26 protein-coding genes are annotated in these 25,475 nt (G+C 35.9%); 6 read left to right on the plus strand and 20 right to left on the minus strand.

Going from position 1 to position 25,475, the window contains the following annotated elements:
- Positions 1-14: 14 nt before the first annotated feature.
- The 20 genes from NYE42_RS09005 to NYE42_RS09100 all read right to left on the minus strand — a co-directional run bounded on the left by NYE42_RS09005 (position 15) and on the right by NYE42_RS09100 (position 18,690).
- Complete coding sequence (locus tag NYE42_RS09005; RefSeq protein WP_265463582.1) at positions 15-806, minus strand: hypothetical protein; 792 nt, start codon at positions 804-806, stop codon at positions 15-17.
- A gap of 37 nt (positions 807-843) precedes the next feature.
- Positions 844-1,566, minus strand: coding sequence for a hypothetical protein (locus NYE42_RS09010; protein ID WP_352426917.1), 723 nt, complete (start codon positions 1,564-1,566; stop codon positions 844-846).
- Positions 1,563-2,069, minus strand: a complete 507-nt coding sequence (locus NYE42_RS09015; protein WP_122504343.1) for a hypothetical protein — start codon at positions 2,067-2,069, stop codon at positions 1,563-1,565. The genes NYE42_RS09010 and NYE42_RS09015 overlap by 4 nt, the downstream gene beginning before the upstream one ends.
- Positions 2,066-2,731 (minus strand): hypothetical protein, encoded by a 666-nt coding sequence (locus tag NYE42_RS09020; RefSeq protein WP_352426918.1) that lies wholly within the window; start codon positions 2,729-2,731, stop codon positions 2,066-2,068. Before NYE42_RS09020 ends, NYE42_RS09015 begins: the two co-directional genes overlap by 4 nt.
- 9 nt (positions 2,732-2,740) lie before the next feature.
- Positions 2,741-3,127, minus strand: coding sequence for a hypothetical protein (locus NYE42_RS09025; RefSeq protein ID WP_225045993.1), 387 nt, complete (start codon positions 3,125-3,127; stop codon positions 2,741-2,743).
- Positions 3,128-3,140: 13 nt separating this feature from the next.
- Entirely contained in the window at positions 3,141-3,614 is a 474-nt protein-coding gene (locus NYE42_RS09030; RefSeq protein WP_047474205.1) for a hypothetical protein, read from the minus strand.
- Positions 3,615-3,668: 54 nt separating this feature from the next.
- Positions 3,669-4,775: a hypothetical protein gene (locus tag NYE42_RS09035; protein WP_352426919.1), complete on the minus strand. Its 1,107-nt coding sequence runs from the start codon at positions 4,773-4,775 to the stop codon at positions 3,669-3,671.
- 24 nt (positions 4,776-4,799) lie between these two features.
- Positions 4,800-5,264: a hypothetical protein gene (locus NYE42_RS09040; protein ID WP_352426920.1), complete on the minus strand. Its 465-nt coding sequence runs from the start codon at positions 5,262-5,264 to the stop codon at positions 4,800-4,802.
- Between the two features lie 40 nt (positions 5,265-5,304).
- The gene (locus NYE42_RS09045) at positions 5,305-6,459 is read right to left on the minus strand and encodes a hypothetical protein (RefSeq protein WP_038458738.1); all 1,155 of its coding nucleotides are present in this window, start codon (positions 6,457-6,459) and stop codon (positions 5,305-5,307) included.
- A 17-nt stretch (positions 6,460-6,476) separates the two neighbouring features.
- Positions 6,477-8,018 carry a hypothetical protein gene (locus tag NYE42_RS09050; protein WP_352426921.1) on the minus strand — a complete coding sequence of 514 codons (1,542 nt, stop codon included), beginning with the start codon at positions 8,016-8,018 and terminating at the stop codon, positions 6,477-6,479.
- Between the two features lie 18 nt (positions 8,019-8,036).
- Positions 8,037-9,785 (minus strand): hypothetical protein, encoded by a 1,749-nt coding sequence (locus NYE42_RS09055; protein ID WP_077722254.1) that lies wholly within the window; start codon positions 9,783-9,785, stop codon positions 8,037-8,039.
- Entirely contained in the window at positions 9,785-10,792 is a 1,008-nt protein-coding gene (locus NYE42_RS09060) for a hypothetical protein (RefSeq protein WP_053574382.1), read from the minus strand. The genes NYE42_RS09055 and NYE42_RS09060 overlap by 1 nt, the downstream gene beginning before the upstream one ends.
- A gap of 106 nt (positions 10,793-10,898) precedes the next feature.
- Positions 10,899-11,399, minus strand: coding sequence for a hypothetical protein (locus NYE42_RS09065; protein WP_053574381.1), 501 nt, complete (start codon positions 11,397-11,399; stop codon positions 10,899-10,901).
- 37 nt (positions 11,400-11,436) lie between these two features.
- Positions 11,437-11,892 carry a hypothetical protein gene (locus NYE42_RS09070; protein WP_335392093.1) on the minus strand — a complete coding sequence of 152 codons (456 nt, stop codon included), beginning with the start codon at positions 11,890-11,892 and terminating at the stop codon, positions 11,437-11,439.
- Positions 11,873-13,105 (minus strand): metallophosphoesterase family protein, encoded by a 1,233-nt coding sequence (locus NYE42_RS09075; RefSeq protein ID WP_335392095.1) that lies wholly within the window; start codon positions 13,103-13,105, stop codon positions 11,873-11,875. The genes NYE42_RS09070 and NYE42_RS09075 overlap by 20 nt, the downstream gene beginning before the upstream one ends.
- Before the next feature lie 11 nt (positions 13,106-13,116).
- Positions 13,117-13,302 carry a YonK family protein gene (locus NYE42_RS09080; protein ID WP_019712268.1) on the minus strand — a complete coding sequence of 62 codons (186 nt, stop codon included), beginning with the start codon at positions 13,300-13,302 and terminating at the stop codon, positions 13,117-13,119.
- 1,755 nt (positions 13,303-15,057) lie between these two features.
- The gene (locus tag NYE42_RS09085) at positions 15,058-15,333 is read right to left on the minus strand and encodes an HU family DNA-binding protein (protein ID WP_352426922.1); all 276 of its coding nucleotides are present in this window, start codon (positions 15,331-15,333) and stop codon (positions 15,058-15,060) included.
- Between the two features lie 252 nt (positions 15,334-15,585).
- Complete coding sequence (locus NYE42_RS09090) at positions 15,586-18,114, minus strand: hypothetical protein (RefSeq protein ID WP_352426923.1); 2,529 nt, start codon at positions 18,112-18,114, stop codon at positions 15,586-15,588.
- A gap of 40 nt (positions 18,115-18,154) precedes the next feature.
- Positions 18,155-18,334: a hypothetical protein gene (locus NYE42_RS09095; protein ID WP_014417885.1), complete on the minus strand. Its 180-nt coding sequence runs from the start codon at positions 18,332-18,334 to the stop codon at positions 18,155-18,157.
- A 119-nt stretch (positions 18,335-18,453) separates the two neighbouring features.
- The gene (locus NYE42_RS09100; protein WP_095353097.1) at positions 18,454-18,690 is read right to left on the minus strand and encodes a helix-turn-helix domain-containing protein; all 237 of its coding nucleotides are present in this window, start codon (positions 18,688-18,690) and stop codon (positions 18,454-18,456) included.
- 178 nt (positions 18,691-18,868) lie between these two features.
- On the opposite strand from NYE42_RS09100, the gene NYE42_RS09105 reads away from it, so the two are divergent.
- From NYE42_RS09105 to NYE42_RS09130, 6 genes are all read left to right on the plus strand, one after another.
- Positions 18,869-19,153, plus strand: coding sequence for a hypothetical protein (locus NYE42_RS09105; RefSeq protein ID WP_352426924.1), 285 nt, complete (start codon positions 18,869-18,871; stop codon positions 19,151-19,153).
- Complete coding sequence (locus NYE42_RS09110; RefSeq protein WP_352426925.1) at positions 19,153-20,265, plus strand: cell division protein FtsZ; 1,113 nt, start codon at positions 19,153-19,155, stop codon at positions 20,263-20,265. Before NYE42_RS09105 ends, NYE42_RS09110 begins: the two co-directional genes overlap by 1 nt.
- 986 nt (positions 20,266-21,251) lie before the next feature.
- Entirely contained in the window at positions 21,252-21,431 is a 180-nt protein-coding gene (locus NYE42_RS09115; protein WP_338706756.1) for a hypothetical protein, read from the plus strand.
- A 303-nt stretch (positions 21,432-21,734) separates the two neighbouring features.
- The gene (locus NYE42_RS09120) at positions 21,735-21,971 is read left to right on the plus strand and encodes a hypothetical protein (protein ID WP_053574274.1); all 237 of its coding nucleotides are present in this window, start codon (positions 21,735-21,737) and stop codon (positions 21,969-21,971) included.
- 80 nt (positions 21,972-22,051) lie between these two features.
- A complete protein-coding gene (locus NYE42_RS09125) occupies positions 22,052-23,284 on the plus strand; it encodes a hypothetical protein (protein WP_352426926.1) in 1,233 nt (410 codons plus the stop codon).
- Positions 23,285-23,594: 310 nt separating this feature from the next.
- Complete coding sequence (locus NYE42_RS09130; RefSeq protein WP_352426927.1) at positions 23,595-25,466, plus strand: LPD29 domain-containing protein; 1,872 nt, start codon at positions 23,595-23,597, stop codon at positions 25,464-25,466.
- The last annotated feature ends 9 nt before the right edge of the window (positions 25,467-25,475 follow it).

Below are 25,475 nucleotides of genomic sequence, written 5' to 3' on the forward strand. Positions count from 1 at the left end.
TCACTCCTGTAAAATTAATTGCCAACGTCTACGGATTTAGTTTGAGTTTCTGTATCAGGGTCAGGATCTGGAGTGGCTGCATTATCATCTCTACTCGCTTCAATAACAACAGCCATCTCATCTGTGTCAGTATCGGCCAGTGCTTCAAATTTAATTTCTGGAGCTAATGCATTACCGTTTTCGAGGGACATTTCAAACTCACCTGAAGGGGATACGTTAGGGAATTGAATGTAGATATCGCTATAGACCTCTTCGGTATCAGGGTTATACGCAATTGTACGGTACTCAACTTCATATCGCTCAGAGAATTTACTTGCTTTAATAGCGAGCCGTCTGCCGATTTTGTTAATCTGATATACGGCTGTTAATTTCTCTTTTGTACCAGCAAATCCAGTAGGGATTAAATACGTGCCATCTGTAGATACAGGCGTCTTATAAGTTAATCCTTTTTTGTTGAAGAAGGTTACATCACTTACCGGTTTACCTTTCAGAGTAACCGCATTTTTGTCATCAACAATTAGACCATGTTCACGGTCAAATACCTGAACTTTAGCTTCTTCTTCAATTGTTTCTCCTTGTGTCATTGCCAACCATTCAAGGTCGAAAAATGCATTCTTGACGGTAAGATTGATTTCTTTTTCAGACTTCAAGATGTAAAGTGGTTTATTCCCGATACCACCACGAAGTTTTTCTTCGGAGATGGCTTGGGAGAATGAAGCTGTTTGTGCTTCTGCTGTGAATACAAGCTGACCATCAGATTTTCTTCTGAAATAAACATCAGCTGTATCTTGAATAACTGTTTTCATCTATAGATTTCCTCCTTAAAATAAAAAAGAACAGCTTTTAGCTGCCCTTAAAACCTTTGGTCTCTTTCATAAACTTATCTCGGCTTATGTAATGTTTCTCTTCCTCAAATAAATCAATGTGTTTATCCCAGTTCACAATGTTTTTACCTGCTTCTGGTGAAACTGTAGCAAAGAGGGTAGAAGTGTCATATTGCTTGAATTGAGCAATCCGGTGATAAGTCATATAAAGTTGAAACAGGGTCATGTCATTAATGTCTTTATAAAGATAGCCTGTATAAGTTGACACTGTGCTAATGATATCTGCCATATTAACTGGGTCAACATCTTGACTCTTAACTCTTTTACTTCGTTCATTAGCTTTTTGAATCTCAGGATTGGAGCTTATTTTTTCTTCCTTCAAACAACACATTTTTAACACAATATCTCTAATGGAATCGAAGTTGTCTGGAGTAAGCTTATCCAGTATTTCTTCTCCGTTGAACATTTTAGATAACACTGTGCTATAGGCTTCTTGAAAATTAGGAAGGGTACACGAAATTTCATAAAGAGTCATTTTTTTTAATTCAGCAATAAGCTCATCAAGTTCCCCAAAACGATTAACATCTTCTTTGCTATAAACATAGATGATCTCTTTTTTGGACATTTTGATTAGCCTTAAATAATTGGCTAACTGACCATACTCTTTAACTTTAATGAATCTGCATTCACCAAGTTCTGTAGAGATAGGTTCTCCAGTAATGAAAAACTCCATATCAATCATTTCATAGCTCCGAAAGTGAATATTAATTTGTATCCCAAATATCCTTCAGGTGCGTTCGATATGAGCAGTCTTGTGTATTTAATATTTTTACCGATACCAGCAAAATTTTGATTGAAGAGCATGTCACAAATACGATCAGTAATTTTCAGGTTCCTGAATTCAGTCTCTTCATAGGTGTTAATGTGTGTATAAACATCAATCATCAAATCTTGATCTAGCAGCATCACACTTTGGGTTGAGGGTTTAGGGATTCCATTGCCAAGATAAACACAAAGCCTGCAAATTGGTTGATCGGTTAAATCATCAGTTTTGGGAGCACGCTTAATTATTGAGCTTAATATTGATGGGGAATCATCAACTGGATCATAATAATTTTCCAACGTCTGAACGTCAGGGAGAGAAGAGGAGAGAGGGTCATCCTTATAATATAAAAGACGATTCAATTCTGTATCATTCATAATGGTTCTGAATACAGTTGTCATATGTTCGACCATCATACTCATTCGCTATCACCTCCAACTTTCTTTTTGGCTATAAGTCTAATTGTTCCGGTGTCTCCATAGACCTTGGAATAGTCTATATCATCAACACGGAATTCTTCGCCATAAAAAGAAAGAAAAAGACCCTTCTTTAATTTTTCATGTTTTAAAAAGGGGATGGTGACATGTGCTTGCCCTTCAGGAATGTTTATGGCCAATTCTGATCCAATTGTCGAGGTTGTTCGTTCTAAAACACACGGGACGTCAACCTTCTCACCAGGAACTTTAATCTTTATCGGTCTCCCTGTAACTTCATCAATCTTTCCAGAATCAATAAGTTTATCAGAAGATGTTAGACTAATTGATGAATTACAAAGCCGCATAGTAGCACTGTCATTCATTTTGTTATCGGTAGGGCGTGAATTAACTAACCAGTAACTACCGTCATACAAAATCAAGTCCCCACGATTTAATAAGCCTAAAACTGTAAGGACTTTTTTTGTTTCACTGTCCTGAGTGGTTTGAATTATCACCTGTTCAGGTTTTCCATTTAATTCAATATCGTAAGTTTCAGGTGAATTTGCTAAGATTTCTTTGAAAATTTCATACTTGTTTGAATTAAACTCTTCGTTTTCCCAGCCACTCAAATAATTTGAAGAAGAGGTTAGATACCAATCTGTAGACATCTAATCACCTCAATCAAAATTATTCACTTTCAGTTTGCTCATTTTTTTTTCAATCTCATCGACAAGATCTTCATAGGATCTATTAACCTGAGCTTTAGTATTAGATAAACCTGTCAATTGAACATCTCTTCCTACAACGTTGTTTAATTTTAAGGCTCTGTCTCGATATCTGAAAGAGAATCCTTTGTACATAAGCATTCCTAAAACTTGAATTTGTGATGAGGTAAGGGGATATTTAAATGTATTGGACTTTTCATCATAACCAAGTTCCGTCAGTTCGGTTTCGTATTCACCAACTGCGTTAATGAAAAACTGGTGCTCAAGACCATCGGGGAGAATTTCATTTGATTGAAACATTGAGTGGAAAACGTTAATTATTTTTTCATAAGGAGTCAAGATTTAACCTCCCTTATGATTGAGTATCAAATTTAAATCCAGTGTATTCTTCAATGAACTTAATCTTGGCGTAATCATTAATCTTTTCTTTTTTAGCTACATCAAACAGTTGAGCTTTTTCAGACTCAAGTAAGATTTCCTTTTGAACGTTTTCTTCGAAGGCTTTTTGTGTTTTATACCCCAAGATTTGTTTAATTCGTTCTACAGTAACAATTTCTTGCTTGTCATCTTTATCTTCAGTCTCGAAACCTAAGTGCACACGGGTTTCTTTGTCATCGATATAGATTTTGGCGTGGGTACCTTGCCCGTCAGTTCCGGTAAACAGTGAGGTATTGTCATAAACTTGGGATTGCACTTCTCCAGCTGTAATCTGTCTAATCCCATTGGCTGGCAATCTGAAGTCTCCGTGAGTGTCAATCTTTCGGAAATATAAATCCCATGGACATAGGTTTTTAATTGTGATCTTTTTATCTAAATTAAAAGACATGTAATCCCTCCAAAAATAAAAGGAGGGACACAGCCCTCCTAGATTTTAAATTGTTTAAATTTGTGGCAATTCATATTTGGTGTCTCTGATGAGACCAATTTGATGCTCTTGTCCTTTGGCTACACCAGCTCCAATTTCCATATCAAAACGAGTGATCTCAGTTCCAGTGATGATGTCGTTACCATTCATTGAAGTAAGTCCGCCTTTTTGGAATACTTGAAGAGGAGACTTTTTGCCTTGAGGAATGAAGAAGAGAAGACCTTCAGGAAGATATGTTTTGAAGTTGTCGCCGGCTTTGTTTAATTCAGTAAGATTATAAGAGTTAGGCAATTCTACAACAGAAGAACCTTTATAAGTGTTAAGCAATCCGGTTCTTCGGATTTCATCCATTACAGATTGAGGGAGCTTAGTGCTTGAAGCATCTCCGGCTACAGCCTGGAATCCTGCAAAGTCATTTAACTGAGAAACAACAGAAAAGTCACCAACAATAGAAGGTTGTCCAAATCGGCGAATCTTTGTGATTATATCGTCTACAGATGATTTGGTGATATTTTCAGTTTCAGCAAAGTATTTAACGCCTGTTGCATTTTTAATTGCATTGAACATTTCATTTACTACATAGTACATTGCTTTGTTCATCATATCCGTTTGAACTTGTTCCATGCCTTCAGCTACTTTATCGAGGTTTCCACTTTGAATCTCACGATAGTTAACAGCATAACCAGAAGAAATGGTTTGAGTTCCAATTGGATATTCGCTCCAAGTTGTAGTAGCGAACGGTACGTCGCCACGGGATGCTTGGAATTGGCTTCGGATGGATTCATGTGCGTATGTTGTCATCATTGGTTGCTGATCATAGCCAATAGTTCTAAATGTGCCCATAAAATCAAATAGCTTAATTGCTGAAATAAGTTTAGGCTCAATAGCATAACGAACAATTGTGTTAATTTCGGCTTTAGCTACAGGGTTACCCATGATAGCTTTAGAAGCTAGTTCCTTCACATGGGTCATAGCAGCATCAGCTTTTGCTCCAAATTTGGAAAGATCTTGACCCGTTGCAGCTGCAGAAAAGATTTCTACAATAGGGGATTTAGCATTCAATTTAGCATTTGCATAATGGTTCGAGTCTTTTTGAACATTGTTTAATTCAACTGTAAACATTAATAATTACCTCCAGAATATTAATTAAGCCTGTACTGTTAGGTACAAACCTTTTCCGCCAAATGTATTTTTCTCTAAGACTTTTAGAGATACTTTAAACTCTGCAACGTCATCTCCAGCTTTAACCCATTTACCTGTTTTGTCCGCAGCAGGAACCAATACGTCATCTTTAACAAGCGCATCATAATCAACTACCACGTCTGAGCTGAGTTCAATGGGCAGTCCTTTTAAGTCTGCTAAATTAAAAGCAAGGACATATTCACCTTTTAAAACTTTGAAGTCGGCTTTATCACGGATTTCAGGTTTATCAATAATGTTTCCAACCACATACACATCACCTTTTGCAGATGAAGATGCGCCTGGAGGGAATGCATTACCAGAAGAATCATTTGGGACTACGACTAGACCAGGGACTAGATCGACACTTGCCTTGCATCGTGGATTATTTCGTACTTGTTTGTAAGCACCAATTGTTCCGAATTTGAACATTAAGTATTCCTCCTAAAGTTTATAAAAGTGTTATTTTATCTTAATAAAGATCATCAATTGTCACTGAACCTTGTTGCCCAGAATCACGAACGTCTGAATAAATATCGAAATTTTTGCTATTAGTCTCAGAGGCTTGTTTCTTTGAGCGTTCAGCGATGAAGGATCGGGCGATTGCTGAGTTGATTTCAGAAATAATTTCGTTTTTAAGCTCGATAGAAGGGGACTTAGAGAACATTTCAATTTTCTCTTTTGCGACATCCTTTTCTTCAGGAGAATATTCCTTTAAAGCTTGGTTAAGCTCTCCTTGCATCTTTTCGGCTACCGCCTTGTTTTTGAATTCCTTTAGGGAATTAAGCTCTTCATCTGCCTTGGCTTTTTCATCCTTGGCTTTTTGCGCTTCTTTTTCTTTTGCTTCAGCCTTAGCTTTTTCATCCTTTGCAGCTTTAACAGCAGCATTCAGTTCTTCAGTTTTTTGCTTTAAGTCCTCAGTAAGTTTCTCAACTTTTTGATTTAACTCTCCAATTTCTTTATTCTTATTATCAAGTTTGTTGTTTAACTCAAGGACTACTTCTTCTTGAGATTTTGACATTAAATTATCCTCCTTTTTGTTACTGTTTAATTCAAGTAAAATGGCAGCGTCATCTGCAGGGTCAATACCTAAAATTGCATCACCTGTAAAGTCAAATTTCATAGGTATACGTCCTTGTTCTTTCCAGCCACCTTCATATTCAATTGCATCTGAACCTTCCACAGCTGCTATCTCAACCGAGGTTTCAGGGAAATCACCATCAAACATTTTTGATTTTAACCATTGGACAAATTTAGGGTAGCGCTGGTTGTATAGGAAGCCTTCAGCTATTAACACTCTTTTTGGCTCACCATTAACATCTATAGTATCAATGTAAGCATTGGTGGTCGTACCAACCACAGCGCTGTTTTCAAAGAGCGGGGTACCGTCCTTGACTTCTGTTAACCCGTGTCCGAATGGCTCACTGTTTTCATCATCCAAGAACTCTGCGCAAATTGGCATTAACTTGATTGATTCAAGGTTAGCGTTTATGTATTTCTCCAGCCAGGTAATGCCATTCTTGTTAAACTGAGTATTGTTTTCATGAATTTCAAGAACGACCCACTTGATGTATGTCTGACCACTGGTTTTCTTCTGATTGTTAATTTCTAAAATCGTGCTTTTCAAATACTAATCACCTCCTCTCAAGAGCCAGAAGGCGTTCCGTTACTGTTATTTGTCTTCGATTTAATCGTGTTTTCATTTTTCGGATCGTCGATCTCAGGTGCGCCGGCTGACTTGTCGCTATTCTTACTCATTGTGAAAGAGGTCGCATGAACAGGGAACTTTTCATCAAAACCTTCGTCTTTTTCATATTCCATTAGGGATAAGTAAGCATCAGGATTCCATCCAGTCGCGGCTATCCAAGCAATAAGGCTACCTCGACCACTTGTATAAAGATCTTTCATGTTTTGGACTTTTTCTTTCCTGTTAACGTGAGTAAGAGGGAGGTAATAAACCTCAATATAAGAGCGAGGATCTTTGATGATATTGGCGTTTATCACCTTGTTAAACTCACTTTGAATTTGTTCTAACCAGGAGAATATTTGGGAAGAAACCATCTCGATATTGGTTTGTTGAGAAGAGTAGTTACCATCTTGCCCGTTGAGAGCAGAACCGGCAAATCCTAAATTTGTAGTAATTCGCTTAATGAGCTCGTCTTCACCTTTAACCTTCAAGAAATCCACATTGGTTTCTAACTTGTCTAATTTTGTTCCCGAAGCCAAGGAGAAGAACTTAACACCTTTAACGCTTCCTTTAGCAACTAATGCTTTTTTTATATTCTCATGCTGCTGTTCCTGTTGCTTCTGAGATAATGCAGATTTACCTTTTTGATCACCTTCAGGGAAAGTCTGATAAATTAAAGTGCTGTTGAGCTCATCTAAAATGTTCCGTTTAGTGTCAACAAAGTATTCATCATAAACCATATCAATAAATGCAGATAAACCGATTGGGCGTCCCCATTGATCTTCAATGTCGCTGCTTCCTTTAACAGCAATGGTCTTATTGTTATCAAGAACTAGCCATTTTCGATTTTGATCTTTCTTATAAGCCCTATAGCCTTGTCTAATTTCTTCTGGCCATCGTCTAAGCTTGAGCGATCTTCCGTTACTTGTGAACTTGTCAAAATAGGAGACATCAAAAGCTAACTGATAAGAGGAGTTTTTCCTGCCTATAATTTTGCAATAATCGAGAGGAAGGGGGAGAACGGAACAATTAAAGTCGTCAATAGCATTTGATTCAGTTATTGATCCGATCTCATTGTCACTTAGAGTAGTGGGGAAGGAATCATTCACCACAGAATCAAAATAATAAAAACCAGTGCCATATTTGCTGAGTTTTCCTAATGCATCCCTGACAGCACTTTTGTCGGCGATTTTTCTTAAAGCCAGGTTGAATCTTTGTTTGTTCGATTTGAAACTATCCACTTTACTTGATCCCAAAATAACTCTGTCTAAAGTAGGAAGGGCAACCATGTAGTCAATAACGTTTCTATACACGCCATTTGCGTTATAAAGCAATTTAGAGGCATCTCTAATCTGTTTATTATAGACGTTGTGGTCTTTGAGCCATGATTTAACTTTGTCGTAAGAAATGCCGTTAAATAAATCATTGAAAAACAATGAATCAAGCGGTGCTAAATTTGTATTAAATTCATATGATGACTGTGGTTCAGGTGTAGTCATTATTCACCTCCTCAATCTCTAATTAAAAAAGAATCCAAATGAATACTCATCATCGGATTCTTCCTTTTCTAAAAATAAAGCTATGTAATACAGAGCATAAGCAATTGCACTGTACCTATCCTTATCAATTCTTTTTACAACTTGCTCAACAGTGAAAGAATTCTGTGTCTTTTTAATTCGGAGGTTTGCAACTTCATCAATGAACAATTGAGTTTGAATACATGCTGCTTCAATCATTACATCATCAGATATGCTTTTTTGGTTCTTGATGTCATCATAGGACTTAAGCAACTTCAATTTTCCGGACTCTACATAATCCAAGAATTGAGTAATAATGTCTTGGTTAATGCCTTGGGATTTTAGGTTATAAACGATTTCCGGCGAATTTGGGACATCTGGCTTTTGATCAGTGTTTATTGTAGCCCAGCACCCAAGTTCTTCATTGGTCTCCGGATCCGTAACATCCTCTAATAACCGGTCGATTAAACCGCCACCGACTCCGTTTCCATCGACAATAACAGCTTTAACTCTTGAGAGGGAAGTATCTTGATTTCCTCCATAGTTTTTGAAAACTCTTTTTACCATGATTGATTGTTCTTTAAAACTCAATCCGTTTGGCGGCTCTATGATATTGACTACTTGAACTTGCCTAATGAGGTTGTTGCTGTTTCTGATAATCTTCAAAACGACGATAGCTGTTTTATTGTTTGATTCAGCTGCAGAGCGGGCTACGTCAACCCCAATTACATATTCATGTAGCAAGAAGTTCTTATTTTTATCTCTCGGACAGGAAAGTTCAGGGTGGGTAATTGTCCGAGCTTTGATCAATTTACTGATATTAATTAAAGCACCGTCACTGGCACCAATCCAATCACAAAGATAGTTCTGACGGAATCGAGTTACATTCCCTTGTCGTGCTTTATTAATAACAGACATTTTTTGACGACCAAAGTGAATAGGAATGCGCCAATCTGATCCGAATACAAAGGATCCTTTAAGATCACCGGTTTCCTTAACCATTGTAAGGATTTTTTCATACTCATCTGAGTTTTTATATCCTGATGTAGAGAATCGGTTAATCTGACCATTTAATTCAGCGGGATCAATTTCGCCAGTCATGGTTGTGCGAGGGATATTAAAGATCGGCTCGATAGCATCATCGTATAAATCTTTATCAATCAAGGCAGATTCTTCTAAGGAGCCACGTCTTCTACGTAAACCCTTAGAGGATTGAGCGTTTGCCAGGTTATCGATAATTGCCCCGTTTTGAAATTCGACTCGACCACTGTCTTTTGAAAAGTTTTCACTCTTGATTTCATCTTTAATGGAAGGGTAAAACCTTAAAATTTCCTCGTGTTTTTCTTTCCATATTTTTACCGCCGATTCCTTTGTGGAAGCGGTAATGGCTAATGTTACATTAGGGAAGCAAATAGCTGTATGGTAAGCAACCATGATCTGGGTAAGCGTTTTTGATCCGCCACGTGGAATGCAGAAGTAGTTCTGAGGGAAGCGACTGAGGGTTCTCATCATAACTCTTTGGTATAAATCCAACTCAATTCCGCCGACTTCAGGTTTCAACATATCGTAAAAAATGTCTGGATAAAAACGAATAAATGAGGTGAACTCAGCCCACTTGGAGATATTCTTTCCAATGAGGTTTGAATTGTCATCTGGATTCAGAGGAGTTTCAAAAGCTGCGTCGTAAATATCTGTTCTGTTTTTTGTGTGCTTCTTGTTTTTTGAGGTAAAGTTTTTATAACTAGCCATTACTCTTCATCACCTGTGTCATAAAGAGGTTCTTTGTACACATTCTCTAAATCTCTGAACACATTGTTACGAGCACTCTTCAGTTTATCAATTTCTTCAGGCGACAATCCTTTTGATTTGAAGTCCTCTTCGAGCATTTCATCATAAAAGTGGTAAATGTCCTTGTAATCGACTTTTTCCTTATCTTCAAGCCTTCTGTAATAATTTATAATCGCCCAAATGATTAGATCAGCGTCATCATATGGTTGAGCTGCTAAACGAGGGAGAAGGGGGATAATGCCCAATTCTGTTTCAACGGCTTCAAATAATTGAGAAAGTACATCGACACCACCACTGATATCGCTCTTACTTAACTGAGATACATTAATTTTTGCATCTGTAGCTGCTTTTGAAGCTAATGAACCCCATTCTTTAGCTTCTTTTACATCACCTTTAGCAGTTGCTAATTCCTCTTTTACACGAAAACGAATATATGAAAGCAAGCCTTCGGTATGAAGTGTGGTTTTTTCTCCGTAATTTCGAATAAGTTTATTGTATTTTCTTTCAAACTGACGGTACTCATCAGGGGTGTAACCAATTCCCCATTTATCAATCAGGTCATCTGAGATTTCAGGTGGGCTAGCACCAGAATTGTTTGTAGGCGTAGATTCCTCTATAAGTGGATTCTCTGGTTGTCTTTCAAAAACACTGTCTTTATAACCAGTACCGTTAAATTGCTTCAATGAATTAGCCATTGTCATATAAGCGCTAAATGTATCTGTTTTTCTCTTTTCAGCTTGTTCCCAATACAACGGATCAAATTTAACATCAATCTGTTGTAAGACTGTATATATTGATTCAATATTGTTGTAATCAATGTTTTTCTTCAAGCAAGTCTTGCAAATAGGGACTTTTCCTGTTTTCTCATACAGGCTGCTTCGTGAATTGTAGAACCCCGACTCTTTGTCCTTTTCTTTTTGACAAGCAGCACAAATCAATTTTTCCTTTTCTTTGGCTTTTCTTGGCATTGGTTCACCTCCGTATTATTGTTCAAAAACACGTTTTATAAAACGCCCAGCAATAGAGAGGGGACAAGGCTTCCTCAATCATCACTAGGCGTTCTAAAAAAGTATTTTATTTATAAGTTAAGGTACCATTTTTGGACAAAACAACCTTGGTTCCTTTTAATATATCAGCAAGAGCATCAAGCAAACCTTTTCCAATACCGTTTGCATCAATTATTAATTTACTCGGTCGTTTGTCTATAATCATGGCTTTTATTTGACTAGCCTGATGTTTAAACGTTCCATGCTCCACTTTCTTAGAGATGTCCTCAATACGGGAATTATTTAAATCAATAATTAAAAAGGTTGTTTCTTCTCTTCCAGGATTAATTACAGCAATTCTTTCAGGATTATGGCCCGCACTCAATGTGTAACTCGTTCCGTTTAAGGGTTTAGTAGAGAATTTGACGTCTTGGTTCAATTGTTCACTTTTAGTGGCTTTCTCAAATCCCAGGCTTTTATGCAAACTTGCTAGGGCGTCTTTTAATTCCCTGTTACACAGATAACCACTATCATTAATTTCTTTTAGTAGCTTTACATATTCCCAAAGAACTTTAGTTTCTTCTTTCAATCATCCTCATCCTCATCTCTATAAAATTAAAGTTTTATCAATAGTGAATTTTAAAGAATTCGTTATCTTGTGGGTTTACTTTGAAAATCAAATCTAAACCTGAAACTTCTCCACTAACACCTTTAAGTTCTGCTCTAGAAATAATTTCGACATTGTTAAATTCTAAAGTAACCTTGTGTGACTTTGTTGTCTCAATATGGCGACCAATTGTTTCAGCTAATAATTTGAATTCAGAGCGAGGAGTCTCTTTTAAAACTGAAATATATTGTTTCTTCCCTAACTTTGATTCAAAGGAGGTAGGGGCTTTATAATCACCTAAAAATTTAAGAACATCAAAGTTTAGCAGAGCGTTTTTTGCAAAAATTAAATACGTTTCATGCTCATCGCTATAAAAGATTTCAACATCTTGAAGAGTTGTTAAATCAATTAGAGACTCCTCAGTTTTTTTATCATACAAGTGAAGGTTATACACTTCATGCATTGCTAAATCCACGTATATTTCCTCCCTGATTTTCATTTTTAAAGCGAATTATGTATGTAGCCTCAATTCCAGCATCATCAAAAACCATAAATTTCTGAGAAGGTTTTGTTCCGAACCTACCTTGCATGGCATAATCATCAGCACCGACGAGCGCTCCGTTTACTACAACTGTTGTGCTGCCGTACTCTTTTTCGTAATTGTGATGAATATGACCGCCGAATATGTAAGAAGGGATGTAGCCAAGTAATTGAGGTAATCGTGTTACACACTGATCAACACGATCGTAGTGGCCGTGCACAAACACGACTTCCTGATTGTTGATTTTAGCGGGGATGAATCCGTCTTGCTCAGGTTCAATTGAGATGTTCTTTATATTCTTCAATCTGGCTTCAAGATACCAATTAATGAGGTATTCAAAGTTTTCTTTGATCCCCACATCATTCTTAGAAGGGGAGAGACGACCGTGATTTCCTGCCACGTTGTAGAACTTAACCTCTTGAAACTCACTAGCCAACATAGCTAAAACCTCAGCAAGCGTTTCAGATACATATTTAATTTGTTCTACAGCATCTTCATTGGCCTGAACTCTTGTAGACACATGAATTAGGCCTCCGATTAAATCACCGAGATTTGCTACATGAAGTGTGGAAATGTGATTCTGCTTACCATACTCAATCACTTTGTTGGTGAGATGTTCTACACGCTCATTAAAGATTTCTTTATTGAATTTATTAATGCGGTTGTCAATTACCATTCCGAAGTGCCAATCACTGAATAGAGCAAGTCCATGTTTTTCAGTAATAGCAGGTGATGGGAAGGTGAAGCGAAGGGGTCTTTTTGACTCTAGAGATTCAATAGCTTGAACAACATCATCTTTAATTTTTTCAAATCTTGCTTGATTGGCAATGAACTTGCGGTATTCTCTTTTTTGATCTCGTGCTTTGATTGTTTGTTTTTCGGTTTCAATGCGAATTTCTTCATGTTTTTGTTGAACTTCTTTGTTCATATTCTTTGAGATGAAGTAATCGTGCCAGCGTTCAAATTGTTTAAAGTCTTTACGCCATTTGCTTTCATCATAGTTGGTTCCTTGATCCTTATTTAAAAGGGATGCAATTGTTTTTGTGTCAATGTGATAAGTGTCTTTGTTTTTGAAAAGTCTAATATGATAATCAGTAAATGATTCGTCTTTTTCACGATGCAAAACAGGATCTAAAATAGCTGTCATTCAGTCACCACCTACTCATTGATTTGTGGAAGTTCGTCTTCTTCGGTAATAGAAATTTTCACTTTCCGACCATCAAATGATTTTAAGATTGAATTTAGATCATAACGCTCGATGTCTGTTTTTGTTTCTTCTTCAATAATTCCATCAATGTAAGTATAGTTACCTTTTAAATTTACTGTATGGACTTTCTTAGCCAAATTTAATTCCTCCAATTATTCGTTTTATTTACGTACAATAAACTCCTTCGGAAGCCCGATGATCCGAAGCATCGGCAACGTCCGAAAAGGGGATATAAAGGAGATGAAAAGATAAGTCGGATAGGCGTTGGGGAAACGCCCGAAGGAGATTATTGATAACTTGCGTACCAGAAGGCTCGTAAGCACATTCCGGTGATCGGTAAAGTAAAACGCAAGCACAAAAAGACCTTCTAACGATTTAGATGGCCTTGTTCTGATTACATTCTAACCCCGTTTCACCTACGTCAGTAGCTCACGTAGGGACGCAAGCCTTCAGATCGACAGGGAATACGCTGATTACGGGTTCAGCGATTGAAACCTTTGTAGTCGGACAAACTATAAGTAAGCCGAAAATAACATTAGACGTCATAATGACGTCTTCAGGAACTCCTTGTACATCATGGTACATGAGCATAAAAGGCTGGTTATCGTTGTGCGAAATCCAGCTGGCTCCTTCTACACCTGGCAGATGAGCTATGACAACAAATAATACACGCTTTCTTGAATGTGTTAAAAGTTCCTATCACCTTTACATCTTATATATCAAGTTTTTATGTTGCTTGCCAACGTCCGGCTCTCGTAGTCCGGAAAATGTATCAAGTTTTTATGTTGCTTGCCAACTGCTCAGCCCTTAGAGTCTGAGAGCCAAGGAAAAATTTGAGAAGGGAAGACCCTAATAAGCCTTCTCAATGGCATTTTTAATGCTCTTGTCAGGTTACACGCCTTATTGAGAAACAAAGCGTCTCAAACGCTCACCGTTTATTTTGCACAGTTTTCTCTGACCCGTGTAAGGAAGTATGTGCATGGGAAAGGTAAGGCTCCATTCAGAACATTGAAGGAGATAAAGTGAAATAAAGTGAAATTGAAAAGGAAAGACCGAAAATAATCCTTTTCAATGAAATGGGAGCGGTGATCAAGCGCCCAAAAACCATTTCACTTATTTTACGAGTATAGAAGACTCGCTAACCCGGAAAATTTTTATGTGACCGCATAATAAGCATCAAAGCATACAAGGGCATTCTTTAAAGGGAAGGAGACGCATCTACCTTACCTAAGTGTAAGCCGAAGCTATACACCGCAATTAATTTTCAGGCTACATGTCACCCATAATAAGACTGTGATGGGATTCACCCTACATAAACAGCATTTTTCAGCTTGTGTAGCAAAGGTCTTACAGACATGTTTAGCCCGATAATAGCCATTTACCTGTCTCCTTAAGATGCAGGCATCCGAGGTAACCTCAAACCCTAATAAATGACCATTATCCGACTAACCACAATGACCAGTTGTAGTTGCAATATCGAATTTAATGCTTTGTTCCTTTGCAAGTGAGGAAGACATGTTTAGAAAAAGCTTAATCCACGATAGGGCAATACCCGGCTAATATCCACTTGTCCGAAACTCCAGCATTCCAAGTCCTCAAACAAATGAATATTAGCCGAGAACTGATATCCCACATATCAGAAATCAGCTTATTATTGACGACACCCCCATGCCATCAATAAAAGAACTCTAATTAATAAACCAGGAGATGAATGCGGGAGAGGATTTGCACCTCTCATGAACGGATTTCAACAACCGTTAGCCAAATCGACTATTATGTAGCTCCGTAGTCTAATTCACAGTACCGTCCTTATGTTTGTCTAAGCGTCTACCTATTCCGCCACCACATTCATAGGTTAAAGAGGGAGAGATACCAATCCTTCACTTTATATATTAAGCTTTCACTGCGTCTTTTAGAGCTTTAGCAGCCTTGAATGCAGGTGCCTTTGTAGCCGGAATATCAATTTCCTCACCCGATTGTGGATTTCTCCCTTTACGAGCTGCACGTTCACGAACTTCAAATGTACCAACTCCAGGAATCTTGATTGGTTCACCTTTTGCTAGTGTTTCAACGATGACATTAAATACTGCTTCCACTTTAGGCGCAGCTTCTTTCTTAGTAACTCCTAATTCTTCTGCAACTTCTCCAACAAATTCTGTTTTGTTCATGTTTTAATTCCTCCTAGTGATATTGTTTATTTTTGTGTTAAAGTATAATTACGGTAACGTTTGTGCTTCTTTTGAAAAATGGGAGACGTACTCACCCTTATATGTGGAAATTAGCTTTCTTTCTCCCTTATGGCGATTATCTCAAAAAGGGCTTTCAGACCAGTAGTATCAAGGGTTCAAGGCACTTTTTTTGTTAAACTTTTTCCGGTAAAATCGCTGTATCCCTTGGGGGAGTAAGGCTCAGGGCACTTTCTAAATGCTAACAACTTCTTTTCTCTTTTTACGCATTAAATTTTTTTGATAATCCCTTCGCTCAATTTTAGAGCAATTTTGACACTTTTTATGTCTATTTGTTACAGGTCTGAATAATTTTCCACACCCTCCGCACTGATTAAACTTTTTAAAATTGTACTCTAAGTTTAACAAAATCTGTTCTCCAAAACACTCCCACAAAGTTGTTTTAAACTTGCTCTTTTTTTTGTATAGGTGCTTAACTAAAACATCAGTAACATATTGATCGTCGCTATGAATTTTCAATAATCTGTCTTTAATGACCTTATAAACATAAAGTTTTTGTCCAGGCTTAATGTCTTCATTATTCATGAGCCATTTCTTGTTCTGGTCTAATCGTTTGTATTCACTAATAATTGCATCGTCCAACTTAATCTCCTTGTTCTTGAGCAGGAAGCGATAATCGAACTTTCCTGCAACAGCTGCGAAATTAATTCGGTCTGTAGGGATAATGGAGTCTAACTTATTTACTGTGCTTTCATTAATAAACTCAACGCTATGTTCTTCTTTATCCTTTGCGTTGATGAAGAAGTGGGGGACTTTATTTTTTATGTAATGTTTGATTTTTTCATCAACATGATCAGGACGGGTAGGCATGAACAAGGTTTTTGCAAAATCAATAGTAAAGTTATTTTCCATGCATAACCATTTGATCACGTCCAGATTTATATTGTCACTGTTCCATATCTTAGTGATGTTGTTACTGTACTCCCCGATATTAATTCCGTAAGCGAGGGTTAATGCTTCATAGATGTTCCTGCTATTAATCTCTTGTTTCTGGGCTACTGACATTTCATAATACAACGGAACGATGTTTTCCATATTACGCTTGGCAATATTGACGATTAACTCATCAGAAATAATTAAGGCCTTATCCCCGTCATTATCAAACTGCAACAACTTAGATATCGGATCATGAATGCTTGTGTAAACGCCTGGGGTAATGAACCACTTTTCATATTTCTCATCTTTTTTGTTCCACCTAACACCATGCTCTCTGAATAGGTGAGGGGAGCGGAGGATATCAATATACCCTTCATCATATAAAGAACAATGGACATCGCTTCCTGAAAGCAGTCCTTTTGGATTCTGGATGTTCAGAAATAATTTTTCGCAGAAAGCATATAGATCAGGGCATAAGTATGTATAACGTGCACCATCAACAAGCAATTTTCCTGATTTGGCATCTTTAATCATGCTTTTCTTTTTATTTTTAATAATTTCTTTCGTGTGATCATCGTTAAGAAGTTCTGGATATAGAAGTAAAGCGTCCTGAAGAGCTGTCCGATGTTTCTTTTTCTCCGTAGCTCCAAGAACTCTTAACATGGTTTCTTTGTCAGTTCCCAATGTGGTAATCTCTTTTACAGTCTTTGAGCTCATTTGAATTAATTCTTCATCGGAAATATCTGTAAGTGTCTGGAGCATTTGATAAGTGAGCTTACCTTCAACAGAAGGGTCTTCTTCGTTGAGTTTAGCCCCTAAGCATCCATATTTTTTATAGTTGAATTGATATTCTTCCCACGATGAATAATACTTCCACATTTTAAACTGGCTTTTAGTGAAGATAATTTGAACATCATCTTTCACTACGTCCCATTCCTTGCCGTATATATCAGTTACTTTAAAAGCTTTGTTTTCCTCAGCAAATTTACGAAAATCAAAAGGGACTAATAAACCCTTTACCCATGGGAGTCTGACCATGAAGCTTTTGCTACTCAGAGTGGGGAGAATCATTCCGCAACCATCCGTATGCTCAATGGGAATGTTCATTGTTTTTCGTGTGATCTCGTAGGTATCTCGATCAATATAGTCAACGAGACTCGACACATCAGTTTCTAAGTCGTTGACAACAATAGCTTTATCAATATCAATCTCCCAAGGGCTACTGGCGCTGTTAGATAAGGCCATATAGCTATTCCATTTGTTAATGCTACTACCACCAAGGGAGTTGATCTTTTCAATACTCAGGCCGCATGTCAAAGCATCCTGATACTTATCGTAGGTACTTTTTTTAATGAAACATGACTTCTTTGTACGAATTTGACCGGCGCTGCTCGTGAAATAAACGTATTTTTCATTGTTATGTAAAAATCCTTGATCAATAATGTCCTTCAATACTTCAAAATGATAAGTTTGTACAACCATGATTTCCTCTGACAGGGTGTTTTCTTTAATCCCTAATGTACGGGTCAACACTGAATCAAATAATGAAATCACTTTGTTGTCTCTTAAACTATCAGTTCGAAGTGTTCTTATGTCATTATGTTCTTCGAATGCAGAATAGAGGCACTCTTTAAGGTATGTAATTCTATGTGATATGTATTTCTTATGTTTATTATTTACATTGTCTAATGTTTTAAGATAATCTCTGTATCTATAAGACTTCAAAATCTTATTATGTAATGAATTTTCTTTGTCATTGTAAAATGCTGATGTGTCTACGCTGTATATGTGAACTTGCTTAGACAATCCATCTTTTTTTCTTTTCAATCAATCCCCTCCGTTTATTTTATTTTTACTCTAAAAGTGCTTAATATTCGCTATTAAGATATTGATTTACTAAACTTCGATATGTAAAGCTTTGCTTATTAATTTTTCCGTACCATTTATAATCTTGATAAAGGTATTCTTCTTCGGGTGTTGCTGTCCCATCGACTACTTTTCCTTCAATAAACCCCATTAAATGACTAAATAAATACTGCTTTTTCATTTTACACCTCCATACTATTTTATTTTTACTCTTAAAATAATTAAAATAAAGACCACTTCATGTGGTTGTGTCTTTATTATATATTTTATTTTTACTCTTGTAAACATAAAAATCCAAAGTTAATTGGATTTAATTTCGATTAATTCAAAAAGATCGTCAACTTTACAATTTAGAATATGTGCCATCAATAAAAGATTGTATGTACTAGGGAGGACGGTTGCAAATCCCTCGCTGTCATTTTTACACCATCTAGATATGCTTGCTCTTTCAGCTTTTATTTGATCTGCTAACCAGCCTTTTTCGATACCTTTGCTGCTTAGAAACTGATCCAACTTACTTTTAACCCTATACTCCATTTAAATCATCCTTTTGCTGTTTGAATAAATTTTATAAAATGACTGGTTTACATACAAGCAGAGTGTGATTATTTGCATTAAGATACAAAAATATTTGCATTTAAATACAAATAAACAATATAATAATCGTAGATCAACCAAGATACTTCAAAATCACAAGATATTAAGGAGGGGTCACATGGATACTTATTTTGATTTAGTCATTGACAACTTAACTCGAAATGATTTGTATATTCTAGGCTTATTGAGCGATGAAGGGGCTGATTTAAAGTTTAAATCAATTAGGAAGAAAACCATTCAAGCAAAAACTCAGTTAACTGATGCTACCTTTAGAAAGAGCATAGATCGTTTAGAGGCCTTGCAGTTTATTAATATAGTTAAAAACAGTAAAGAGCATACAGCTTTTATTACTCAATATGGACAAGAAGCTTTGAGATATCAATTAGAAGGGGAGAGGGTTTAATGTTTGGCTTTATTGGAATTGGTCAGGCCGGTGGAAGTGTAGCAGATGAAGCGATGAAGAGAGGATTTCATTCTGTCGCAATAAATTATTCACGTTCAGACCTTAATTCATTGGTCAATATTCAAGATAAGCTTCATCTGGTAGGGACAGAAGGAGTAGGTAAAGACAGAAGCGCAGCAGCGAAACATATGAAAAATAACTGGGAGTCCTCAATTGAGTTTATAAAGAATACAATGGAAAAACCTTCAGTACAAGTTATTTTTGTTGTTTTCTCTGCAGCTGGTGGAACCGGTTCAGGGGTAGCTCCTATATTATTAGAATTGTTAAACGAATGTCTTACACATAAAACAATAGTGGCTGTACCAATCCTTCCTGACAATAATGAGGTGTTGGTTAACCAGATGAATTCACTGGAGCTACTTGATGACTTATCTATGCCAGAAACATGTGTTTTACCTTTGGATAATCAAATGGTTTTGAGTAAATACGAAGGAAAGATTTCTGAGAGTAGACTATACAAGGAAACAAACAAGATGTTCCTTGATTTAATTGAAGTTTTGCTCAATTACACAGACAGAGGATCAAAAATCAGCACTTTAGACAGGAAGGATTTAAATCAGCTTTTTGATACACCAGGAATCATGACTATTGCTCAAACAGACCTCACTGAATTTACAAATGAGGGCAAGTATTTTGATAAGCTGCATGAAGATATACAGAAATCATGGAACAATTCGATATTCACTCCAGTTGAGTTTACAAATGTGATGAGAGCTGGAGTTATTCTGGATGTTCATGAGTTCTTAACGGAGCATGTATCGTATAATGAGCTGTTTAATGTCTTTGATAACAAGATGCCCTTAGACTTATTTAAAGGACATTATGATAAAGGGAATAGGGCGATAACGATTCTTAGTGGATTAAACTGGATCAATGAGCGGATGAAGCGGTTAGATGATTTAATTGAAAATGGGAACACTGACATTAAAGAAACAACTATTTATAAAGCTAAGAATCGACGTAGAGAGGATTTATTTAAACCGAAGAAACTGGAGAACAGAGAATCGAAAAAGACCTCGTATATGGAGGCACTGAAGAGACTAAAGCGCTAATTTTAAAGGAGGCTGCCTACTAAGGTGGCTTTTTTATTTTGGTTTTTAATGACCCCCCTTGGTGATCGTGAGCTAAAAAAGTGCTTATCGTAAATGAAGATCGGAAAGGGTTATTCCGTTGATATAGCAATGATTTAGAGCTGTCCAAGGGGATACTAGGTGTTTTGTGATCGTAAAACGTAGGCAGGAGAGAGGAAAAGTGGTCGTTGAGTTAAAAATCTGATGAAAAAGGGGAGAATGAGGGGTGGAAAAACATTGATATTATAGGCTTTTACGATAGCGATTACGATGCGAAAATAGGCTGAAAAATGGGAAAGTGAAAAAATAAGTTTGGTGTGGAAATGGAAGTGCTAGGGGTACATTTGTTCCTGTTTTTTGGCCTTTAGATGTTAATATACCCCCTATATATTGGTATTGAATTCCCTATATAAGATACGTTATGTAGGGTTTTTTATGATTTGGCTGATAAATTTGCACAATTAACACAATTTCAAATGAAAAACAATATTATTTTTGAAAAAATAATAAAGCGGTCAATTCAAAAGTGAATACCCATTCATTAAAAATAATCGTGTGTATAACGAAAGGGAATGAATCGAAGTGTTATCTATCCTATACAATTTTTCATCTATATAATTATTTTATATTCACTCTAATCATATTCCCTCATCTCATTACATCTACAACATTACAGATCCTCAGCTTACCTAATCATCTCCATCCAATTCCTTCACCACACATCATCATATATCCATCCCATAACACACTAACAACACCATCAGAAGCATTCTAATACACCTAGAATCAATTTTAAATTAATCATAGTATCATTGGGTGTCCAATCCACATACACGCCTTATACAGCCTATAAACACCCATAAATAATGTCCGAAATAATTTGAAAAAATCCTTTTTAAGAGTAAAAATAAAATGACTTTGTAGGAAAAATGTGTTATAATAGAGTTATAGGAAAGGAGGTGAAAAGAGTGCTTGAGAAAGTGGGTATAACAATTGCTTTCCTTATTCCTATCACGGTTTTAATCATCAACTGTTTAACGATAGCTGAGAAGATTCAAAACCTGATGAAGAATAAGAAAAGCAAAAAGAAAAAGCGTACACGCAAGCGCCTCCGTAGCAAGAGACAACGCCAACGTATACGCAGATAACACGCTAAAGGGGATTAAGTTCCCCTTTAGTTACTACCCATATTATAACATGGACAAGCACATTGTAAATATGAAACGATTCTCATTATGGTTTACGAACATAACATTTATTGTTTTATTCTTATTGTTCCTCTTCATCAAAGATTACTTCAGCAGCGGAACACAGTCGCTTATTACAGGTATCTTCATAGTAACGTGTATCATCATCATTTTATTATGGATTGCTTACTTTGTATACGCCAAAAGAAGGTAAACAAATCTAGCTAACATCATGCTATACTAAGCTTATTAGAGGTGAGCGGAATGGAAAAGATCCTTGAAGCAATACAGCAACTTTCCAGGGATATTAACACAATTAAGCAGGACGTTAAGGATATTAAAGAAACGGTTAAACGGATCGAAGAAAATGAACCTGAAGAGGTTGTATCCATGCTTAAGATTATTAACAAGAATATTGAAAGTGACCACCGATACAATGATAAGAAATTTTCTGGACTTGAAAGACGTATTCATGATCTTGAAGAAAGAATCAACAATTGAATTTCATATATGAGAAGGAGCGGTAAAATATTTATCCGTTCCTTTATTTTTAATATTAAAGGGGGAAGTTTATATTTATTATGAATAAAATTAAAATAATTGATTCTATAATGGGATCAGGTAAGACAAGTTACATGATACAAAAAATGAATGAAGCACCTACAGACGATAAGTTTATTTTTATTACACCTTATCTTGATGAGGTAAAGAGGATCAAGGAAGCGTGTCCAGATAAGAAGTTTATTGAACCTAAGATACACAGCGTAAACGGAGAAACATTTTATAAACTGGATTCGTTACATAAGCACCTTTCAGATAATAAGAATATAGCAACTACACACGCACTCTTTAAGATGGCAAATGAGACAACAAAAGAACTCATCTATTCAGGTAATTATACTTTGATACTAGACGAGGCAATAGAGGTTGTAAAGCAGTTAAACATATCTGCAGATGACCTGGATATGTTATTTAAAAATAACTGGATAATTAACAAAGACGATCGGATAATCTGGAACATGGAGCAAGAAAAGAATATGCAAAGGGAATATGATGGAGAGTTTAAACACTTGAAACAGCTTGCATTAAATAACAACTTAATATTACATAATGATTCAGTCATACTTTGGAACTTCCCTGCTGACATATTCAAATTGTTTAAAGAGGTATACAACTTAACATATCTGTTCGATGGACAGTTGCAGAAGTATTATTATGATTTAAACAATATTCCTTATGAGAAATATATGATTAAAAAAGATAAGGGAAAATATAAGTGTGTGCCTTATGATTCAGCAGCCAATAAGCACATTAAGAATAAAATTAAAATCAATATAAATGTATATGATGGTGATCTTAATAAAATCGGTGAAGAAAAGTACTCTTTATCAAAAGGATGGTACAGAAATAAAAGGGTTTTACATAAGCGACTGCAGAATAATATCCTGAATTATTTTCAGAACATATGTAAGTCTAAATCAAACTTTAATATGTGGACAACGTTTATTGATTATAAACCAAGGCTTTCAGGCAAGGGATATACTAAGGGATTCATACCATGTAATATCCGGTCTACAAATGAACATAGTCATAAAAATACACTAGTTTATGCTATTAATCGTTATTGTAATCCCTTATTAGTTGAATACTTTAGCTCTAAGGGTATTAAAGTTGATGAGACTTATTTTGCCCTTTCAGAGATGATTCAATGGATATGGAGAAGCAGCATAAGAAATAATGATTCGATTTCAATTTATATTCCATCAAGAAGAATGAGATTAATGTTAATTGATTGGTTAAATAATGATTTATAAACCTTATTGCAAATAAAGCAATAAATCACAAAAAAAAGTCAACTGTCCCAAGGGTTTGAAGGGTGTGTCCCTTAAAGGGGAAGAGGGGTAATAATTAAATAAAAAATAATAAATTCGTCCGTAAAGAAAGTGCCTTTACGGCCGTCTCGTTTCAGCAAGCTGAACCTCGATAATATGTTTTTCTTTTTTAGAATAAAAATAAAATAACTATTGAATATTTAAAGTGATCATGTTAAAATTAAATCAAGTCAAAGGATTACATACATTTAGAATAAAAATAAAATTGTAATAAAGAATGGAGAGGTTGAAAATGACAGCTGTTTTAAGAATTAACGAAGAGTTAAACGGAATTGAACTTTATTTTGATAGTAAACCAGAACAAGAGGTTTTAACTCATCTTAAATCAAACGGTTTTCGATACTCTGGATTCAAAAAATGTTGGTGGAGCAAACGGACAGAAAAATCAATGCAGGTCGCTAATGGTGTCACTAAACAAGAAATCTCATCTTCTAAAACAATCACAAAAACCAAAAAGAAAGCTAAGGGTGTAAATATGAGTCTGTGGGATGCAACACAATGGAGTGAATTAGAAGTAAATAAGGAACAAGAAGTAAAAGAAATGGCAAAGGAAATAAGAAAGCATATAAGACAACGTTTCCCACAATGCAAATTCTCTGTTACTACTGGGGGAAGCTATTTACATAGCACTATTAACATCAAAATCAAAGCAAGCCCTTATGAAAAAGGCTCAGCTTATTTGACTGCGATTTATGATTATTGCAACAGTCTTTTAAACAATTATCGCCATTGCTACAGCCCAGCAGATCCATACACTGATTACGCAGGCAGTTACAATTTCTATGGTCGTGTTTCATTAGATTGGGAATACACAGTGACAGAACAAACAGAAGAAATTAAAGAAGATATGAATCTGTTTGATTCAAAGATGGAAGAATTCGAAAGAGCCGAGAAAGCGAGAAAAGAAAAAGAACTTCAGGAATATTTAAAAGAGCAAGAGTTTAAAAATGCTGAATATAAGAGACGGCAAAAAGAAGAAAAGAAACAAGCCGAAAATATCTATAGCAGCATTGTAGTAAAACAACTGAATGAAGATCAAGAGTATTTTGTTATTGATGCACAGTTTGCCAACTTAAACAAAAATCAAACACTTGATCAATACAAAGACGAGGTTGCTAAAGGTGACTACAGACTTGAAAATGTGAAAATTACAAAAGAAGTACATTTCAATACTGAAGAAGCTTTAAACAACTTTTCTAACTTGCTTTTAAATGATTTTGATTTTCTTGCCGAAACCGGTGGAAGTTTTACAGAAGACAACAGAATCAACTCAATGATTGATTATTACAATATGGACGATCTTGAAAAGAACACAGTCAAATGGAATTTATATGGCGTAGGAGCGTACTACGGAGGGAAATTGCAATTTATTATAGACGCTCAAGGCCATTCTTATGCGAGATATGTTGGCTTAGTGGATAATGCAAAAATTGAAAAGGCGATTTCTCATAAGCAAGCGTTAAAAGAAGAAGAATTGCAGGAGTTAAAATATCAAGCGGGAAAAATAGAAGATCTTTCTAACTCAGTCATTGAAGAATTAAATATATTTGCAACCTGGAATAATAAAAACTGGGACGCATATAAAACTTCACTTAAAGAAAAATTGAAATTGAATAATTTACATTTGAGTAAAAACGTTATCCAACAAGCAGATGCAGAAAAATTAAAAATTGCTTTATACAGAATTCTCCATGAAGTTGACAGCATTCAAGAACAATTTAAAAATCCTGAACTTGAAAAAGGTGAAAAATATACACTGTTTTACATATCTGATCTTGGATCTTTAATTACTGAAAGAATAACGTATGACAGTTACCGGCCGACTAAATATGCCCAATATGATAATGCAGTCAAGTTGACATACCGGCCTGAAAGTAAAAGAAAATTATATGATCGTCAATTCTATTCAGAATTATTGATGTTCAAAGGGTGGCACTCGCTGCCCAAAACAGTATTGAATAATGTAGAGGTTAGACCAGATGGAATGAAAATAATTCATAGTAAGTACTACTCTTGTGACAAAAGACAATTTGATGAGGTTTTAGGTTACTTAAATAAAAAAAGCTTTAAACCAATAATCAACACATATAAGCCTAATCTATAAACTAATGAG

This window comes from Bacillus sp. FSL K6-2865 (assembly GCF_040311405.1).
GTDB classification, from domain to species: Bacteria; Bacillota; Bacilli; order Bacillales; family Bacillaceae; genus Bacillus; species Bacillus velezensis.

Excerpts from the sequence above, each read along its gene's own strand:
- NYE42_RS09095 (WP_014417885.1), bottom strand. The coding sequence starts at position 18,334 with ATGAAAAAGCAGTATTTATTTAGTCATTTAATGGGGTTTATTGAAGGA.
- NYE42_RS09100 (WP_095353097.1), bottom strand. The coding sequence starts at position 18,690 with ATGGAGTATAGGGTTAAAAGTAAGTTGGATCAGTTTCTAAGCAGCAAA.
- NYE42_RS09050 (WP_352426921.1), bottom strand. The coding sequence starts at position 8,018 with ATGACTACACCTGAACCACAGTCATCATATGAATTTAATACAAATTTA.
- NYE42_RS09110 (WP_352426925.1), top strand. The coding sequence starts at position 19,153 with ATGTTTGGCTTTATTGGAATTGGTCAGGCCGGTGGAAGTGTAGCAGAT.
- NYE42_RS09085 (WP_352426922.1), bottom strand. The coding sequence starts at position 15,333 with ATGAACAAAACAGAATTTGTTGGAGAAGTTGCAGAAGAATTAGGAGTT.
- NYE42_RS09130 (WP_352426927.1), top strand. The coding sequence starts at position 23,595 with ATGACAGCTGTTTTAAGAATTAACGAAGAGTTAAACGGAATTGAACTT.
- NYE42_RS09010 (WP_352426917.1), bottom strand. The coding sequence starts at position 1,566 with ATGATTGATATGGAGTTTTTCATTACTGGAGAACCTATCTCTACAGAA.
- NYE42_RS09075 (WP_335392095.1), bottom strand. The coding sequence starts at position 13,105 with ATGACAGCTATTTTAGATCCTGTTTTGCATCGTGAAAAAGACGAATCA.
- NYE42_RS09015 (WP_122504343.1), bottom strand. The coding sequence starts at position 2,069 with ATGAGTATGATGGTCGAACATATGACAACTGTATTCAGAACCATTATG.
- NYE42_RS09105 (WP_352426924.1), top strand. The coding sequence starts at position 18,869 with ATGGATACTTATTTTGATTTAGTCATTGACAACTTAACTCGAAATGAT.
- NYE42_RS09035 (WP_352426919.1), bottom strand. The coding sequence starts at position 4,775 with ATGTTTACAGTTGAATTAAACAATGTTCAAAAAGACTCGAACCATTAT.
- NYE42_RS09125 (WP_352426926.1), top strand. The coding sequence starts at position 22,052 with ATGAATAAAATTAAAATAATTGATTCTATAATGGGATCAGGTAAGACA.
- NYE42_RS09005 (WP_265463582.1), bottom strand. The coding sequence starts at position 806 with ATGAAAACAGTTATTCAAGATACAGCTGATGTTTATTTCAGAAGAAAA.
- NYE42_RS09040 (WP_352426920.1), bottom strand. The coding sequence starts at position 5,264 with ATGTTCAAATTCGGAACAATTGGTGCTTACAAACAAGTACGAAATAAT.
- NYE42_RS09055 (WP_077722254.1), bottom strand. The coding sequence starts at position 9,785 with ATGGCTAGTTATAAAAACTTTACCTCAAAAAACAAGAAGCACACAAAA.
- NYE42_RS09020 (WP_352426918.1), bottom strand. The coding sequence starts at position 2,731 with ATGTCTACAGATTGGTATCTAACCTCTTCTTCAAATTATTTGAGTGGC.
- NYE42_RS09030 (WP_047474205.1), bottom strand. The coding sequence starts at position 3,614 with ATGTCTTTTAATTTAGATAAAAAGATCACAATTAAAAACCTATGTCCA.
- NYE42_RS09120 (WP_053574274.1), top strand. The coding sequence starts at position 21,735 with ATGGAAAAGATCCTTGAAGCAATACAGCAACTTTCCAGGGATATTAAC.
- NYE42_RS09060 (WP_053574382.1), bottom strand. The coding sequence starts at position 10,792 with ATGCCAAGAAAAGCCAAAGAAAAGGAAAAATTGATTTGTGCTGCTTGT.